The organism is Fulvimonas yonginensis (assembly GCF_037137055.1).
GTDB lineage: Bacteria > Pseudomonadota > Gammaproteobacteria > Xanthomonadales > Rhodanobacteraceae > Frateuria_A > Frateuria_A yonginensis.
The window spans coordinates 50,840-66,572 of sequence record NZ_JBBBNY010000014.1 but is presented as its reverse complement, the minus strand read 5'-3'; the positions used below and the strand labels follow the sequence as shown (position 1 = coordinate 66,572).

Genomic DNA, 15,733 nt, shown 5'->3' with positions numbered 1-15,733 from the left:
CGTCGCCGAGCTGATGCCGTGGTCGCGGCAAAGCTCCGGTACGGGCGTGCCGGCCTCCGCCTGCTTGAGTACGGCGATGATCTGGCTGTCGGTGAAGCGAGACTTCTTCATGGAACCTCCTCGGGAAAGACTACGAGAAAATTCCACTTCTGGGGTCAGCTAATGGGCGGGGGGATTACCGAGGCCCGCCGTTGCTCCATGCTCTGCTGGGCGCCCCGTATGGGCAACTTCGCCACCACCGGCGAACTGAACGCTCATCGCCTCGCCAGCGCCTGGCGCTTCGCGCTTGCATCCGCGCGCCGTTGCAAAGACCCGGCCCTTACAGCCGAGCGGTTGCACAGCTTCGCGCGCGTTGCATGGCCCGTCGCCTTCCCGTTCGACCGATTGGACGCCGAACGCCTGACCCTGGATGCCATCAGCATGGCGGGGGTCGCGACCCGGTGACCACACGCGCACTTCGTGCGCGTCGGTTCGTCGACTACGTGGCAGCGCGCTGGCCGACCCCGGCCGACGCCTTGCGCGAGTTCTTCGCCGACGCACAGGCCGCCGCTGCTGAGGTTGGCGCCCTACTCGCCACGCCCCCGGACCTGGACGGCCGACGCCATTACTTGCCGGACATTAATGGCCGCAAAGATCAGCGGCAATTCTGCATCGCGTCCATTGACGCGGATGCCGACGGCACGGCCTGGCCCTGCATCACGTTCAAGTCGTTTAAACGCGGCGGGATTGCTGTTCGATGGAAGCCGCGTGATCTTGCCTGGCAACAGTTCCGCGCCGGCGACGGTAGCGCGCCAATGGCGGATCGCGCCGCCTACGCTGAGCGCATCGAGCGCGAGCGGGCCAAAGCTGACGCGCGCGCCGCTCAGGATGCTGAGCGCGAACGTGCCGCACATGCTGCTGCCGCTGACGCTGCGGCCTCGGCATGGGCCTCAGCGGCACCTGCCGACGACAGCCACCCCTACCTAACACGCAAAGCCGTGCAGGCGCATGGCGTGCGCATCGCTACAGCCGACATGCGCACGCGCCTGTGGAACGTAGAGCGCGGCGAATGGATGCCCCGCGCCCTCGCGGTGCGCGCTGGCGATCTATTAGTGCCCATGCATGACGAGCGCGGGCACCTGTGGAATCTGCAACGCATCGCCCCGAATGGCGAAAAACGATTCCTGGCCGGCGGGCGCAAACGCGGCCTGTCCTACCGGATCGGCGGCGCTGGCCCCGCCTGGCTGGCCGAAGGGTTCGCGACGGCCGCAACCGTACACGCGGCCGACGGTACCCCGGCGGTTGTCGCCTTCGACGCGGGCAACCTTGCCGCCGTGGCTGCGGCGCTGGCCGGCGATCTATTCGCCGTGGCTGCCGACCACGACGGGAACGGCGCCGGCCAGAAAGGCGCCAAAGCAACCGGACTGCCGTACATCGCTCCCCCAACCGAAGGCGACGACTGGAACGACCACGCCGCGCGGTGCGGCCTGGACGACACCGGCGCACTGCTGCGAACGATGCGGCTCCCTGTGTTCGCGCGACCCTACGCGCTGCCGGCCGTGGAACTGTCCGGCCGTGAGGAAGCCTGGCTGAATCGACTTCAGCGCACCGCCGAACCCGCCGATGCGGCAGCGCTCGCGTGGGCCATCTGTCGACGCCTTGCCATGCGTGTGCCCGTCCTGCTGACGCTAGACCAGGTGCTGGATGCCGTGCGGCGCTACATCCATCCCGCGACGCTGGACGCCATGCGGTGCGCCCTGGCGCGCATCGTCGAATGGCGTCGCCGTCGGGCACTGTCGGCGCTGACCATCACGCCGGAAGCGATGACAACGCACGACGTAGAGGCACACGACGCCCTGCCCGCCCTTGCCGCTGCCGAGTATCGCGGCGTTATGCTGGTGCAGGCGCCGATGGGCAGCGGCAAAACGCAGCGCATCGGCCGTCCCTTTGCCCATTGGGCCAGCCGCCAGAACGGGCGTTTTCTGGCGACCTGCCACAGGCAAAGCCTGGTCGCCGAACTGGCGCGCGTTCTTGGGTGCGAGCATTACCAGGACGTAGCCGGCATGGATGCGTGGCGCGTCGATGCCTTGGCGACCTGCCTACCGTCCATCGTGAAGGGCGACCACGCGCAAATCGTGGGTGAAGCCGGCTTCGTGTTCGTGGATGAAATCGCCCAAGTGCTGCGCAGCCTGGCGTCGCGCGTGACCGTGGCCGACGGCAAGACGCGGCCCGACGTGTTTCACCAGCTCCGCGAACTGGTACGCGGCGCCCGTTGCATCATCGGCGCAGACGCCGGCATGGATGACCGAACCGTGCGTTTCCTGGAGGCCTGTCGCCCTGGCGAGCGCTTCCGCATCATCCAAGTTCCGAACCGCGATGAGGGGCTTTCCGTGCGATTCGGCTTCGGTCCCGAGGCGCTGGCCGCTGCCTACGGCGAGGCGTTGGCGCTGCTATCCGAAGGCAAACGCCTATGGATCGCGTGCGCCGAGAAATCCCGCGCCATCGAAGCATCGCGCGTGCTGTCTGCCGATGGCGCGCGCGTGCTGTTGCTCCACGGCGACAATCGCGAGAACGCCGAACAAGCCGCGTTCTGGCGCGACCCGGAAGCTGTGAGCCGGCAGTACCAGGCCGTCATCCATACCGGCGTGATTTCGTCGGGGCTGTCCATCGAACACCGCGACGCCGGCCCGAGGTTCGATCACGGCATGCTGCTGGCGAGCGGCGCCACCATCACGCCGGCCGACGCCTTGCAAATGCTGCGGCGTGTGCGCTACCTGCGCGCCTGGACGGTTGCCGTTACACCGAACAACCACCGCGACGTGGACAACCCCGACGCCATCCTGACGGGCATGCAGGGCGCCGCAACGCTGGAACGCCTGAGCGTGGCCGACGCCAGCGACTTTGATCGCCTGATTGCCGATATAGAGGCGAGCGACGCACGCCACCGCGCCGACTTCGCCGCCGGCCTGTGGTGGGCATTGGAACACCAGCGGTTCGCGGTGGAGCGCATGCCCCTGACGGCGGCTGATGGCCTGGTGCTGGATTTGAAGCAACTTCGGGCGCAGCTACGCGAGGAACGGGAACAGGCGCTGTTACAGGCGCCAGACATCAGCGAAGCCGAAGCGATGCGCCTGCGCGATGATCCGCACCGCACCGAAGCCGAAAGCGTGGCGCTGCTACGGCATCGGATCAAGCGCGACTGCGGCGTAGACACGCTGGACGCCGACACCCTGGCCGCCTGGGACGATGGGCGCGGCCCGCGCCAATGGGACCGCTTCACGGCTGCGACGGAGGGGCGCGCCGACATGCGCGACCACCACGGCAGCGACCTGGCGCTGCATCGCTTCGGGCGCGCGCGCGTGCTGGCCTATCAGGCGCTGTTCGATGGCGTCGACCTGGCGCCGGGGTTGCGCATAACGCCGGACATGGCGCGAGCGATCGTTCAGCGCGTGATCGAGCGGCGGTTCCTGCTGGCCTATCTAGGCATTGTGCCGGCGAAGTGGGCGCGCGACATGGGCGACAAGCCGTTCCCTTTCCCTGCCTACCCCGCTCGCGAAGTTGGCGAAATCCTGGAGCGGTTGGGACTGGAAACGCGGCGGCGCGAAGGTTCTGCCACCCCCACATCGGGTGTAACTACCTTAGAGGATTACACCCCATGTGGGGGTAAAGGTGCCCGCAACCGATGGCAGGAAGTCACCGCCGAATCGTGGGAACGCACTGCCCGATGGGCAGCGCTTCGGAACGTACGCAATGCGACGGCGGCTGTTCGTGTTCCGGTTGTCGTGGCGCTGCTGGGGCGCTCCGTAGACCTGGCGGCCGTCGGCAAGGCCGTGGCTCGCCTCCCGCGTATCGGTACGCTGTGGGCGCAGTGGTCGGAGCGGCTGGCGGCTTGACGATTCCGGGCTATTAGACGGCCGCCTTCCGCTTCCCTTTATAAAGAGCAGCTTGAAACATGCGGTCAACCTTTTCCCTGTTGCTGGAATAGAATTCAGCGAAAATGTCCAATCGCATATCATTAAATCGGCGCGTACGATAAACCAGCGCTTCATTAGTGCCATTTAGAGCTATATCTCGAAAACCTGGCGGCAAACCTTTATCGGTCGAGGCTATCAAGACTGTCATGCGCCCCATCGCTAGCTCGTACATAGGAAACACGGCCGTGTGAGAAATCGGATTCATCATCAAGCGACCGAATGGCGAGACATCAAACACATAAGCTACCTGGATGCCAAGATCTATCGTTTCCGACTTATCGAGAATGGCTTTGGCGATGATGCGCTCCAAATCACTATTCTTGTTCTCCTTTTCGATAAACCTATTGCTAAGGTGAGCCCTTAACCAGGATTGCACGGCAAATTGGTGGAGCAGCCGGCTGTCGCCTGGAAAAATAGGCAACTTAATAGTTGCGTCAGGGTAAGGAAGAAAACGATAGGGCGGCACCCAGCCCAACACCCGACGCCGGAAGTCAATCGCGCAATCATCCGCGTCCTTGAACAGCTCTTCACAGCTCGGACAGACTATTTCCCTGTCATACATTCCGGCCCTCGCGTAGGACGAACGGCCACCGCCTTCCAGTGACATAGTCACAAGCGCCCGCGCTTCGCCCCCTAACTCAGCGCTGATTGATTCCGGATAGACATGGCACTTGGCGAGCTTTGGCACCGTGCGCCCGCACAACCGACATAGCTTCATGCGCCCCCCCATAGGTCAAAGGTACTGTGCTGCCCCCTAGGGTAACGCGGGCGTCACCACACCTCGTGGATTCAAATGTGAGTGCCCTCCCGATTTCAGTTTTACGACTACCCATGCGGCGCGAACGATGCCCGCGAAGCCAAGCGCCACAAGGCTTTCCAGTGTAACAGTGCGATGAAGAAGAAAGAAAGTGCGTGCTCGTTCGTGTGCGACCGTTCGTCGGCATGAATAGCCGTGAACATGGCGAAATCGATTGGCGGAAATCGCCCCCGAGGAAATAGCCGCTCTGGACAGGGACCATTGCCCGCGACATCACCCAAGGGCTTTTCCCGCCATGACCAAACGCGCTTTCGATCTAGCCGCTTTGCTGAGTAACGCAAAGCTTGCCCAGCCTCACGTCGCACACGTCCCCGCCGGCCTTACCGAAGCGACCGCCTTCATTCCAAAGCCGGCGGCCGTGTCGGCAATTCTCGGCTTGGGCGCCGACCACCTGCCGGCGCTGATCGGGAAAGACGGCACCATCGTACGGGTTCCGTTCGCCGCTCCTGGCGGTCAAACCCTACCCCTGGATGCGGCCATTGCCCGCGCCTCGCGTGTCGCGCAAGCAGGCACCGTTATCATCGTTCGCGGGGAACCGGATAGCGCCAACGCGACAGGACGCACCGGCGAAATCATCGTGCAGCGCATACCGGGCGCGTTCGACGTGATCGAGCCGGCGGGCTTCAGCGCAGTGGCCGACGATACAGACGTGGCGGTGTCGCCCGCGCCGATCAGCAGTGCAGCAATCGACTTCAGCGGCGTGGCCTCGCGCGCGGTACGAATCGAAGTGCCGCGCAGCATGCAACGAAACGTCGACCGCGAACTGCTGGGGGCCGAACTGCTTACCGCCGTCGTGCTTGGCGTGGCGCGCGCGGCGGATGCCATCCTGTTGGAAGCGCTGGCCGGTGCCGCGCTCGCTGATTTCTCCCTGGCCGCTGCCGCCACTGCCGGCGTGCGGTTCGATGAACTGCGCGCCCTGATTGGCACGACCGGCACCGGCGCAACGGTGGATGCAGGCGGCAGTCTGCGTGCTGCTGGTATCCCCGCCGAACTGACTGCCGACGCCGCTGGGTCGTTCATCGGTGCATTCGACCGCGCCGCCGTGGCGATCCATGCCGACATGCCACTGCACGTCGAGCGCCGTGACGCCGCCGGCAATCTGGCGGTGACGTGCTTCCTCACCGCGCAAGCCCTCCTGCCGGCCCCCGGCTTCTTCTGGGCTGTGGGCGCGTAAGCCATGAGTGCAGCTTTCGAAGCGGCAATGCGGTCGGCGCGCGAAGCAATCATCGCGCCCCGCCTTCAGGCCCAAGGGCTGGGCTGGGTGGTGCTGTCCCATGACCTAGGCGCCTTTCCCTGGTCGCCTTCCGAGGCGTTCCAACGCGCCAAGGCGGCCGGCTTGATCGACGAGGAAGCCTTGACCGTCATGCGCGCGCTTTCCGCACGCCTGGAAGCGACGCGCCCGGCGTTCCGTTACCTGGAGGCGCACGCGTGTTCGGTTTCCTGAAACGCTTTTCGATGGTGGGTGGTGGCAACGGCAACGGTAACGCTGCCGTTGAGGCGGAGGCGCGCACTGTGTTGGGCAGTGCGCGCCTCTTTCCTCGCGCCTGCGATCCTGACGACGGCCCGCGCGTCGTCGTATGGCTGGGGCCACGCCAAAATTTCATCTACTCCCCCGAGGAAGCGGAGCGTCGCATCGGGCGCCTGTGGCCGGAACTGGACCTGAAGCAGGTGCAACGGATGCTGCGTTATCTCGGCGCCCGTGTGCAGGCTGCCATCGAGCCGGAGCGCGTGACAGAACGGCGTTCCTGGGTTCGCGATTGGGCAACGCCGAGGGAAAAGGAATGATGGCGCGCGCTATCGCCTTCCTGTTCCGCCCAAAGCTGGCCGAGGCCCAACCCAAGCCGAAGCGCACTCCATCGAACACCACGCTCAAACGGCGCGCTAAGCGTCGCCTACATCCTGTGCGCGGTCATGGCTGGTGGTAACTACGACCTGCCCGAATCCCTGCGTGAGGTTGCGGAGGTGATCGGCCGAACGCGCGCCCTGGAACTCGCCGGAATGGCCGCTACACCCCGCCCGAAAGGCAGCGTGGGAAGGCACGGTCGCGGGGGTTGCATCTACGTTCCACACCCTGACCACGTGGGTGGCTCACGGTTGGAAGAAATGCTAGGCCACGACGACGCGGCAAAGATGGCGCGAGCCTTTAGCGGTGAAACCCTATGGCTGGCGCTCGGGCATGGCGTCTACCTGCGCTTTCGCGACACGGCCGTGCGCCGGATGCTTGCACACGGCGCCCGCGTAGATCACACGGCCTGGCTGTTCGATCTGACCCCACGTCAGGTGCAAACGATCAGGGCGACGGACTGAATCAAAGAATTAAGTCAACGCCGGCAACTCCTGCCGGCGTTGTCTTACTAGGTAGAAGGTTTCTCACGGGACACGATGTCCACCCACCCCCCGTCCGAAGCCTCGTAACCGAGCGACCACGACTCAAACGCGAAAAGTGGGTGGGTCACCTCAACCACGTGTCCATGCTGAAGGGATAGGCTGTTGGTCTCGCTGTCGTTCTTGGGCCAACTCCCTGCGATGCAGGGGCCATAGTCCCCACTTATCAGTAGTTGTCCCGGTGCAGCTTTTGCGGGGTCTACGCCACTTGAAGGGTCCACAAGCACCTTTAGAGGGGTAGGCGGACGCATAGCCAAGACGTTGTAGCCCGCGCCTGGCACAAGCTTCACCTCGCCGAACTGAAAGGCAGCTTCGCCCGATAGGTTGAGCCAAAGAGCGCCTTGCCCGCCCTCGATGAAGATTGCTGTCGACAGCGCGCTGCCCTTGCCGTGAACGAACAACTGCATAGGGGCCAGCGTGGCCAGCTTACAGACAGCCGGCTTGCCGAATTCTAGGATCATCATTCCGTTGTCCTCACAAAGCGCCACGTCTAGACGCTTGTGAAGAATACGTGCAGACGGTCTCAATGGACGGGACCGCAAACGGCAAATATGCGGCAAACATCTACGGCACCAGCGGCACCGGAAAGCACCCGCAAACACGCAACTGTTTGATTTTGTTGGTGCCCGGAGCGGGGATCGAACCCGCATGGCCTCGCGGCCGAGGGATTTTAAGTCCCTTGCGTCTACCAGTTTCGCCATCCGGGCTCGGGCTGCGGCGCAGGGCCGAAGCGTGAAGCGGAGGCATCGTAGCATTCCGTCGTGCCGCTCGAGGCAGGGCGAGCTTGCTCGCGATGCTCCGGTCCAGGCGACGAGCAAAGGCATTGCGAGCAAACTCGCTCCTGCGGGGGCCGCGACCCAACGAAAAAGCCCGCCGATGGCGGGCTTTTGCTTGTCGCGCAATGGAGGCCAGGGTCGGAATCGAACCGGCGTACACGGCTTTGCAGGCCGCTGCATGACCACTCTGCCACCTGGCCATCGCGCACGGAGCGCGTCGCCGCGGTCCGCTCAAAAAACAAAACCCCGGTGGACCGAGGTTTCGGGAAAAACTGGAGCGGGAAACGAGACTCGAACTCGCGACCCCGACCTTGGCAAGGTCGTGCTCTACCAACTGAGCTATTCCCGCGCCGGAGTCGGAAAGCATAGCAGAACGGGGACGAATGTGAATACCTCGAGCGCGATCCGTGCAGGCGCTCGATGCGCCTGCACGGGCTTCCCAAACGACGAAGCCCCGACCATCGGCCGGGGCTTGGGGAGAAAACTGGAGCGGGAAACGAGACTCGAACTCGCGACCCCGACCTTGGCAAGGTCGTGCTCTACCAACTGAGCTATTCCCGCATCGGAGCCGCGCATTTTAGCGGCGAAAACCTACCCGTCAAGCCTCTGCACCCTTGCCCGCGCCAGGCTGCCTGGGCGGCTCGCCGCGCAGCATCGGCCAGGCCGCACGCAGGTAGTACAGGCCCGACCAGATGGTCAGTCCGCCGGCGATCACCAGCAGGCCCTCGCCGATGTGGTAGAGGCGCAACGCTTCGGCGCCCTTCTCGTGCTGCAGGATCAGTACGACCAGCGCGACCATCTGCATGACGGTCTTGAGCTTGCCGATGAAGGCCACCTTGACCGTGGCGCGCATGCCGATCTCGGCCATCCATTCGCGTAGCGCGGAGATGCTGATCTCGCGCCCGACGATGATCGCCGCGGTCACCGCCATCAGGATGCCGGGCCAGCCGCCGCGGTGCGATTCCACCAGCAGGAACAGCGTGACCGCCACCATCAGCTTGTCCGCCACCGGATCGAGGAAGGCGCCGAAGGCGGAGGTGAGGTTGAGCCGGCGCGCCAAGTACCCGTCCAGCCAGTCGGTGACCGCGGCGAGCACGAACACGACGGCGGCGGTGAGGTTGTGCCCGCGGAACGGCAGGTAGAAGACCACCACCATCACCGGCAGCAAGGCCACGCGAAACAGGGTCAGCCAGGTCGGGAGATTGATGCGCATGATCCTTTCCGTCGAGGGGTCACACCAGTGTCGCACGAGCGGATGCGAGCTATCCGTGGAGAGTCGCGTAGATGCGCTCGGCCAGGCCGCGGTCGATCCCCTTGATCGAGGCCAGTTCCTCCACGCCCGCGGCCTCCACCCCGGCCAGGCCGCCGAAGGCCTTGAGCAGGGCCGCACGCCGGCGCGCGCCGATGCCGGGCACGTCTTCCAGCACGCTGCGCTCGCGCGCCTTCTCGCGGCGCTTGCGGTGGCCGCTGATGGCGAAGCGGTGCGCCTCGTCGCGCACGGCCGCGACCAGGTGCAGGGCCGGCGAGGCCGGGCCCGGGTGGATCTCGCGGCCCGAGCTTGCCAGCATCAGGGTCTCCTCGCCCGCACGCCGGCCCGGCCCCTTGGCGACACCCACCACCTCGATGCCGTCCACGCCCAGTCCCGACAGCACGTCGAGCGCCTGCGCCACCTGTCCACCGCCGCCGTCGATCAGCAGCAGGTCGGGCTTGGCGCCCTGCCCTTCGGCCACCTTGCGGAAGCGACGGGTCAGCGCCTGGTGCATGGCGGCGTAGTCGTCGCCCGGGGTGATGCCGGCGATGTTGAACCGGCGGTAGTGCGATTTCTCCGGCCCCTCGGGCCCGAACACCACGCAGGAGGCGACGGTCGCCTCGCCCATCGTGTGGCTGATGTCGAAGCACTCGATGCGCCGGGGCGGCACCGGGAGTTCCAGCAGTTTCTGCAGGTCGTCGAAGCGCGCGCCGAGGGTCTGCCGGCTGGCCAGGCGCGAGGTCAGCGACGCCTGCGCGTTGCGCTCGGCCATCTGCAGGAAGCGCGCCCGCTCGCCGCGCACGCTGGACTTGATCTCCACCGTGTGCCCGGCCTGCTCGCCCAGCATCTGCGCCAGCAGCGCCTGGTCCGGCACCGCCTCGCCCAGGATCAGCTCGCGCGCCACCGGCTTGTCCAGGTAGTACTGCGCCACGAACTGGCCCAGCAGGTCGGCCGGCGAGGCATCCAGCGGCAGCCGCGGAAAGAAGTCGCGCGTGCCCAGGCTGATGCCGTTGCGGAAGAACAGCACGCTGACGCAGGCCATGCCGCCCTCGATGCGGCAGGCGATCACGTCCATGTCGGCGCTGGCGCCCTGCACGTGGTGCTGCGCCTGCAGCCTGCGCAGCGCGGCGACCTGGTCGCGCAACGCGGCGGCACGCTCGAAGTCCAGCGCCATGGCGGCCTGCTCCATCGAGGCGGCCAGCTCGTCGATCACCGCGCTGCTGCGCCCCTCCAGGAACATCTGCGCGTGGCGCACGTCGGCGGCGTAGTCCTCGACGCCGATCAGGCCCACGCAGGGCGCGGTACAGCGCCCGATCTGGTGCTGCAGGCAGGGGCGCGAGCGGTTGCGGAAGTAGCTGTCCTCGCACTGGCGCACCTTGAACAGCTTCTGCATCAGGTTGAGGCTCTCGCGCACCGCGTAGGCGCTGGGAAACGGCCCGAAGAAGCGCCCGGGCAGGTTCCTGGCGCCGCGGTGGAAGGCCAGGCGCGGGTAGTCCTCGCCGCCGGAGAGATAGATGTAGGGATAGCTCTTGTCGTCCCGCAGCAGGATGTTGTAGCGCGGCTTGAGCGACTTGATCAGCTGCGACTCGAGCAGCAGCGCCTCCGCCTCGGTGCGCGTCACGGTGACCTCGCAGCGGGCGATCTGCGCGATCATGGCGTTGATGCGCGGCTCCATCCGCGGCTTGAGGAAGTAGCTGCCGACGCGCTTCTTCAGGTTGGCGGCCTTGCCCACGTACAGCAGCTCGCCCTCGGCGTCGAAGTAGCGGTAGACGCCGGGCGAGGTGGTCAGGGTCTGGACGAAGGCCTTGCCGTCGAACGGCGGCGACTGGGGCGACTGCATGGACGGATTCTAGCCGTTCCCGCGCGGATCGCCGTGACTGGGGGCGAACGGACAGGCGTGGCACGACCGAGCGCATCGCGCGCAAGCTCGCTCCTACCGATGGCCGACGCGGCAGGCGCATGACCGGCCCCTCGCAACGCGCTCCCGCGCGCCCCTGTAGGAGCGAGCTTGCTCGCGATGCCTTTCAGCCACGCCCTCGGATCATCGGTTGCGCGGCCCGGCGTCCGACCGACGCTTCAAGCCCGGCCGGCCAGCCAGCGTTCGGCGCGTTCCAGGTCGGCCTCGGTATCGATCCCGGGCGGGAACGGCTCGGGCGTCAGCCGCACGGCGATCGGAAAGCCGTGCTCCAGCACGCGCAACTGCTCCAGCGATTCGGCCTGTTCCAGCGGGGTGCGCGGCAGGCCCGTGTAGCGGGCCAGGAAGCCGGCGCGGTAGGCGTAGATGCCGATGTGCCGCAGGAACGGCACGTCCGGCGGCAGGGCCTCGCGGCCCTTCGCGAAGGCGTCGCGCGCCCAGGGCAGTGGCGCGCGGCTGAAGTACAGCGCGCGCCCCTGTGCCGTGCGCGCCAGCTTGACCACGTTGGGGTCGAACAGCTCGTGGGCCTCGGCGATCGGCGTGGCGAGGGTCGCCACCGGCGCATCGTCCTCGGCCAGTGCCCTTGCCACCTCGCGGATGCCGGCGACCGGTGCGAAGGGCTCGTCGCCCTGCAGGTTGACGACGATGGCGTCGTCCGGCCAACCGTAGCGGGCCGCGCACTCGGCCAGCCGGTCGCTGCCGGAGGCGTGGTCCGGCCGGGTCATGCAGACATCCACGCCCTGCCCGGCCAGCGCGTGGGCGATGCGCCGGTCGTCGACCGCCACCACCACCTGGCTCGCGCCGGCCTGCAAGGCACGCTGCGCCACGCGCACCACCATCGGTACCCCGCCGATAGCGCGCAACGGCTTGGCCGGCAGGCGGGTGGAACCGTAACGGGCGGGAATCGCGACGATGAAGGACGGGGAGGCGGGCATGGCGTGGCGCATGGTCGGGAAGCGGCGAGCCTAGCATCGGGCACGCCGTCGGGCGCAACGCGGGTCCCCCCGCCCACCGGGAAGGGCGCCCGGAGGGCGGCGGGTGAGACGGCTTTTCCGCTTCGGCCGCACCCTCGCCCTGCCCTCTTCCGGCGGAGCGGGGCGCTAGATTGCCTTGAGCGCGAAGCCGCAGCCGTTGGCCAGTTCCATGAACCCGGGGAACGAGGTGGCCACGTTGCGGCAGTCCTCGATGCGCACGCCGCCGCGCGCGACCAGGCCGGCGATGGCGAAGCTCATCGCCACGCGGTGGTCGCCGTGTGCGTCGACCGTTCCCTGCCCCAGCGTGCCGCCGGTGATCGCGGCGCCGTCCGGCGCCTCCTCGACCCGTATACCGAGCGTGCGCAGCCCGGCCGCCATGGTGGCGATGCGGTCCGATTCCTTCACGCGCAGTTCGGCGGCGCCACGGATCGCGGTCCTGCCGTGCGCCGCGGCGGCGGCAACGAACAACGCGGGGAACTCGTCGATCATGTCCGGCACCAGCGCCTGCGGCAGCTCGATGCCGTGCAGGGGGGCGTACCGCACGCGCAGGTCGGCCACCGGCTCGCCCCCGCTGTGCCGCTCGTCCAGCACCTCGATATCGGCGCCCATCAGGCGCAGCGCCTGCAGCAGGCCGGTGCGGCGCGGGTTGAGGCCGACCGCGCGCAGCCGCAGGTCCGAGCCCGGCACCACGCTGGCGGCGACCAGGAAGAAGGCGGCCGAGGAAAAATCCGCCGGTACCTGCACCTCGCTCGCGCGCAGCGCGTGGCCGCCGGAGAGCCGCGCACGACCGGGCGCGAACTCGATCGGCCAGCCGAACGCGGCCAGCATGCGCTCGGTGTAGTCGCGCGTCGGGTGCGGCTCGAGGATCTCGGTCTCGCCCTCGGCGTAGAGGCCGGCCAGCAGCAGCGCGGACTTCACCTGCGCGCTGGCCACCGGAAGCTCGTAGCGGATGCCGTGCAGGCGCTGGCCCCCGTGCACGTGCAGCGGCGGCAGTCCGTCCTGCGTGTCGATGCGCGCGCCCATCCGCACCAGCGGTTCGGTAACGCGCCGCATCGGCCGGCGCGACAGCGATTCATCGCCGACCAGCGTCGAGTCGAACGCCTGCCCGGCCAGCAGGCCGGTGAGCAGGCGCATGCCCGTGCCGGCATTGCCGCAGTCGAGCGGCCGCTCCGAACCGCGCAGGCCGTGCAGGCCCACGCCGCGCACCAGGCGCTCGCCCGGCGCGGGCGCCTCGATGGACACGCCCAGCTGCGCCAGCACCGCGGCGGTGGCGCGCGTGTCCTCGCCCTCCAGGAAACCGTGGATGCGCGAGTCACCCTCGGCCAGCGCCGCCAGCATCAGCGCGCGGTGCGAGACCGACTTGTCGCCCGGCACCGCGAGCGTGCCGTGCAGCGGCCCGGCCGGGCGGCTGATCCAGTCCAGGCGCCCGATGCCGTCGCCGCCGCTCACGGCAGCGCCACCGGGTAGGAGCCGAGCACGCGCACCTGGGTGGCGACCGGGCCCATGTCGGCCAGCGCCGCCTGCAGCGGCGCGTCGTCGATGTGGCCGGAGACGTCGATGAAGAAGGCGTACTGCCACTTGCCCGTATGCGCCGGGCGCGATTCGATGCGGTTCATGCTCACGCCATGCCGGGCGAACGGGCTCAGTACGTCGTAGAGGGCGCCCGGCTTGTCGTTGACGGTGATCAGCAGCGAGGTGCGGTCGTTGCCCGAAGGCGGAAACAGCGAGCGTCCGATCACCAGGAAGCGCGTGGTGTTGTCGGCGCGGTCCTCGATGCCTTCGGCCAGCGGCTTGAGGCCGTAGATCTTGCCGGCGGTCTTGCCCGCGATGGCGGCCGCATCGTCCGCGTGCCGGGCCAGCCGCGCGGCCTCGGCGTTGCTGCTCACCGCTACGCACTCGACCTCGGGCAGGTTGATGCGCAGCCAGGTCTTGCACTGTTGCAGCGACTGCGCATGGGCGAACACGCGCCGGATCTCGCCCAGCGAGGCCGCCCTGGACAGCAGGCACTGGTGCACGCGCAGCTCGATCTCGCCGCAGATGCGCGCCTCGGAGGTGAGGAACATGTCCAGCGTGACCTGGATCATGCCCTGCCCCGAGTTCTCCACCGGCACCACGCCGAAGTCGGCATGCCCAGCGGCCACTTCCTGGAACACCTCCTCGATGCTGCCCAGCGGCAGGCCGTAGGCGGCATGGCCGAAATGCTTGCGCACCGCCTGCTCGCTGAAGGTGCCTTCCGGCCCCAGGAAGCCCACCTTGAGCGGGTCCTCCTGCGCCAGGCAGGAGGACATGATCTCGCGGAACAGCCGCACCATCTCGGCGTCGGACAGCGGCCCCTTGTTGCGGTCGACCACCATGCGCAGCACGTGCGCCTCGCGCTCGGGCCGGTAGTAGTCGATCGCCGACAGTCCCTCGCCCTTGACCCGCGCGACCTCGCGCGCCCAGTTGGCGCGCTCGGAGATCAGCTCCTGGATCTGGCGGTCGATGCTGTCGATGCGCTCGCGCACCTGGGCCAGCGATGCCTTCGGATCGTTCATGCGAGTGTCCAGCAAAAGTCCAAACCCAGATGCATCGTCGGCCTCAGCCGTGCCGGCGCGCGAAGTCGCCCATGAAATCCACCAGCGCCTCGACCGCCTCCGGCGGCACCGCGTTGTAGAGCGAGGCGCGCATGCCGCCCAGCGCCTTGTGCCCCTTCAATGCGAGTAGGCCGGCCGCCTCCGACTCGGCGAGGAACGCGGCGTCCAGCCTGCCGTCGTGCAGGGTGAACGGCACGTTCATGCGCGAGCGCGAGGCCGGCTCGACCGGATTGCGGTAGAAGCCGCCCGAGCCGTCGATGGCGGCGTACAGCCGTGCCGCCTTGGCGCGGTTGCGCTCGCCCATCGCCGCCAGGCCGCCCTGTGCCTTGAGCCACCGGAGGGTCAGCCCGGCCAGGTACCAGCCCCAGGTGTTGGGCGTGTTGAGCATGGAGCCGGCCGCCGCGTGCTCGGCATAACGGAAGATGCGCGCCATCGGCCGGCCCGGTCGCGCCAGCAGGTCGCGGCGCACGATCATCAGCACCAGGCCCGAGGGTCCGACGTTCTTCTGCGCGCCAGCGTAGATCAGGCCGAAGCGGCGCACGTCCAGCCGCGCGGAAAGGATGCTGGAGGACATGTCCGCCACCAGCGGCACGTCGCCGCTGTCCGGCACGTCGTGGAACTCGACGCCGTGGATGGTCTCGTTGGGCGTGTAGTGCACGTAGGCGGCGCGCGGGTCCAGGCGCCAGTTCGCGCGCGCAGGCAGGTGCAGGTAGCCGTCGTCCTTGCTGCTGGCGGCCACGTTCACCCGCAGGTAGGGAGCCGCCTCGCTGGCGGCCTTCTCGCTCCAGTGGCCGCTCACCACGTAGTCGGCGACTTCGTCCGGCCCGGCCAGGTTCATCGGGATCTGCGCGAAGTGCTGGGTGGCGCCGCCCTGCAGGAACAGCACGGCGTAGTCCGCCGGCACCGCGAGCAGCTCGCGCAGGTCGGCCTCGGCCTGCTCGGCCATGGCGATGAAGCGCTTGCCGCGGTGCGACTGCTCCATCACCGAGGCGCCGCTGCCGTTCCAGTCCAGCAGCTCGCGCTGTGCCTGCTCGAGCACCGCCTGCGGCAGGGCCGCCGGTCCCGCGCTGAAGTTCCAGACCCTGCTCACC

Annotated in this window: 15 protein-coding genes and 4 tRNA genes; 6 read left to right on the top strand and 13 right to left on the bottom strand. The window is 67.7% G+C overall.

What is annotated here, in order from left to right:
- The coding region (locus tag WAT24_RS15015) for a transposase (RefSeq protein WP_336808718.1) at window positions 1-111 on the bottom strand (111 nt) is incomplete at its 3' end.
- Between the two features lie 108 nt (window positions 112-219).
- On the opposite strand from WAT24_RS15015, the gene WAT24_RS15010 reads away from it, so the two are divergent.
- Window positions 220-444: a hypothetical protein gene (locus WAT24_RS15010; RefSeq protein ID WP_336808715.1), complete on the top strand. Its 225-nt coding sequence runs from the start codon at window positions 220-222 to the stop codon at window positions 442-444.
- Window positions 441-3,872: a plasmid replication protein, CyRepA1 family gene (locus WAT24_RS15005; RefSeq protein ID WP_336808714.1), complete on the top strand. Its 3,432-nt coding sequence runs from the start codon at window positions 441-443 to the stop codon at window positions 3,870-3,872. The genes WAT24_RS15010 and WAT24_RS15005 overlap by 4 nt, the downstream gene beginning before the upstream one ends.
- Before the next feature lie 13 nt (window positions 3,873-3,885).
- Here WAT24_RS15005 and WAT24_RS15000 read toward each other — a convergent pair whose 3' ends face one another.
- Window positions 3,886-4,641, bottom strand: a complete 756-nt coding sequence (locus WAT24_RS15000; RefSeq protein ID WP_336808713.1) for a hypothetical protein — start codon at window positions 4,639-4,641, stop codon at window positions 3,886-3,888.
- 364 nt (window positions 4,642-5,005) lie between these two features.
- Between WAT24_RS15000 and WAT24_RS14995 the strand changes: the two genes are divergently transcribed.
- The 4 genes from WAT24_RS14995 to WAT24_RS14980 all read left to right on the top strand — a co-directional run bounded on the left by WAT24_RS14995 (window position 5,006) and on the right by WAT24_RS14980 (window position 7,077).
- On the top strand, window positions 5,006-5,944 hold the full coding sequence (locus WAT24_RS14995; protein WP_336808712.1) for a hypothetical protein: 939 nt from the start codon (window positions 5,006-5,008) through the stop codon (window positions 5,942-5,944).
- 3 nt (window positions 5,945-5,947) lie between these two features.
- Complete coding sequence (locus WAT24_RS14990) at window positions 5,948-6,214, top strand: hypothetical protein (protein WP_336808711.1); 267 nt, start codon at window positions 5,948-5,950, stop codon at window positions 6,212-6,214.
- Window positions 6,199-6,555 (top strand): hypothetical protein, encoded by a 357-nt coding sequence (locus WAT24_RS14985; RefSeq protein ID WP_336808710.1) that lies wholly within the window; start codon window positions 6,199-6,201, stop codon window positions 6,553-6,555. The genes WAT24_RS14990 and WAT24_RS14985 overlap by 16 nt, the downstream gene beginning before the upstream one ends.
- Window positions 6,556-6,873: 318 nt before the next feature.
- On the top strand, window positions 6,874-7,077 hold the full coding sequence (locus tag WAT24_RS14980) for a hypothetical protein (protein ID WP_336808709.1): 204 nt from the start codon (window positions 6,874-6,876) through the stop codon (window positions 7,075-7,077).
- Between the two features lie 47 nt (window positions 7,078-7,124).
- Here the strand turns inward: WAT24_RS14980 and WAT24_RS14975 are convergent, their stop codons facing one another.
- The 11 genes from WAT24_RS14975 to serC all read right to left on the bottom strand — a co-directional run bounded on the left by WAT24_RS14975 (window position 7,125) and on the right by serC (window position 15,732).
- Complete coding sequence (locus WAT24_RS14975; RefSeq protein ID WP_336808708.1) at window positions 7,125-7,619, bottom strand: hypothetical protein; 495 nt, start codon at window positions 7,617-7,619, stop codon at window positions 7,125-7,127.
- Between the two features lie 156 nt (window positions 7,620-7,775).
- Window positions 7,776-7,862, bottom strand: a tRNA-Leu gene (locus tag WAT24_RS14970).
- 195 nt (window positions 7,863-8,057) lie between these two features.
- Window positions 8,058-8,131, bottom strand: a tRNA-Cys gene (locus tag WAT24_RS14965).
- Window positions 8,132-8,204: 73 nt separating this feature from the next.
- Window positions 8,205-8,280: transfer RNA gene (locus tag WAT24_RS14960), tRNA-Gly, on the bottom strand.
- Between the two features lie 136 nt (window positions 8,281-8,416).
- Window positions 8,417-8,492 (bottom strand) — tRNA-Gly (locus tag WAT24_RS14955).
- Between the two features lie 37 nt (window positions 8,493-8,529).
- Entirely contained in the window at window positions 8,530-9,144 is a 615-nt protein-coding gene (gene pgsA / locus WAT24_RS14950) for a CDP-diacylglycerol--glycerol-3-phosphate 3-phosphatidyltransferase (protein ID WP_336808707.1), read from the bottom strand.
- A 49-nt stretch (window positions 9,145-9,193) separates the two neighbouring features.
- Complete coding sequence (gene uvrC, locus WAT24_RS14945; RefSeq protein ID WP_336808706.1) at window positions 9,194-11,020, bottom strand: excinuclease ABC subunit UvrC; 1,827 nt, start codon at window positions 11,018-11,020, stop codon at window positions 9,194-9,196.
- A 236-nt stretch (window positions 11,021-11,256) separates the two neighbouring features.
- On the bottom strand, window positions 11,257-12,030 hold the full coding sequence (gene kdsB / locus WAT24_RS14940) for a 3-deoxy-manno-octulosonate cytidylyltransferase (RefSeq protein ID WP_336808705.1): 774 nt from the start codon (window positions 12,028-12,030) through the stop codon (window positions 11,257-11,259).
- 165 nt (window positions 12,031-12,195) lie between these two features.
- The gene (gene aroA / locus WAT24_RS14935) at window positions 12,196-13,518 is read right to left on the bottom strand and encodes a 3-phosphoshikimate 1-carboxyvinyltransferase (protein WP_425605311.1); all 1,323 of its coding nucleotides are present in this window, start codon (window positions 13,516-13,518) and stop codon (window positions 12,196-12,198) included.
- Window positions 13,515-14,603 (bottom strand): prephenate dehydratase, encoded by a 1,089-nt coding sequence (gene pheA, locus WAT24_RS14930; protein WP_336808704.1) that lies wholly within the window; start codon window positions 14,601-14,603, stop codon window positions 13,515-13,517. The genes aroA and pheA overlap by 4 nt, the downstream gene beginning before the upstream one ends.
- A gap of 43 nt (window positions 14,604-14,646) precedes the next feature.
- Window positions 14,647-15,732, bottom strand: coding sequence for a 3-phosphoserine/phosphohydroxythreonine transaminase (gene serC, locus WAT24_RS14925; protein WP_336808703.1), 1,086 nt, complete (start codon window positions 15,730-15,732; stop codon window positions 14,647-14,649).
- Between the last annotated feature and the right edge of the window lies 1 nt (window position 15,733).

What these genes read in the sequence shown, in the direction of transcription:
- WAT24_RS15010 (WP_336808715.1), top strand. Translation starts at nt 220, where the DNA reads ATGGGCAACTTCGCCACCACCGGCGAACTGAACGCTCATCGCCTCGCC.
- WAT24_RS14995 (WP_336808712.1), top strand. Translation starts at nt 5,006, where the DNA reads ATGACCAAACGCGCTTTCGATCTAGCCGCTTTGCTGAGTAACGCAAAG.
- WAT24_RS14990 (WP_336808711.1), top strand. Translation starts at nt 5,948, where the DNA reads ATGAGTGCAGCTTTCGAAGCGGCAATGCGGTCGGCGCGCGAAGCAATC.
- WAT24_RS14980 (WP_336808709.1), top strand. Translation starts at nt 6,874, where the DNA reads ATGCTAGGCCACGACGACGCGGCAAAGATGGCGCGAGCCTTTAGCGGT.
- WAT24_RS14975 (WP_336808708.1), bottom strand. Translation starts at nt 7,619, where the DNA reads ATGATGATCCTAGAATTCGGCAAGCCGGCTGTCTGTAAGCTGGCCACG.
- pgsA (WP_336808707.1), bottom strand. Translation starts at nt 9,144, where the DNA reads ATGCGCATCAATCTCCCGACCTGGCTGACCCTGTTTCGCGTGGCCTTG.
- uvrC (WP_336808706.1), bottom strand. Translation starts at nt 11,020, where the DNA reads ATGCAGTCGCCCCAGTCGCCGCCGTTCGACGGCAAGGCCTTCGTCCAG.
- kdsB (WP_336808705.1), bottom strand. Translation starts at nt 12,030, where the DNA reads ATGCCCGCCTCCCCGTCCTTCATCGTCGCGATTCCCGCCCGTTACGGT.
- pheA (WP_336808704.1), bottom strand. Translation starts at nt 14,603, where the DNA reads ATGAACGATCCGAAGGCATCGCTGGCCCAGGTGCGCGAGCGCATCGAC.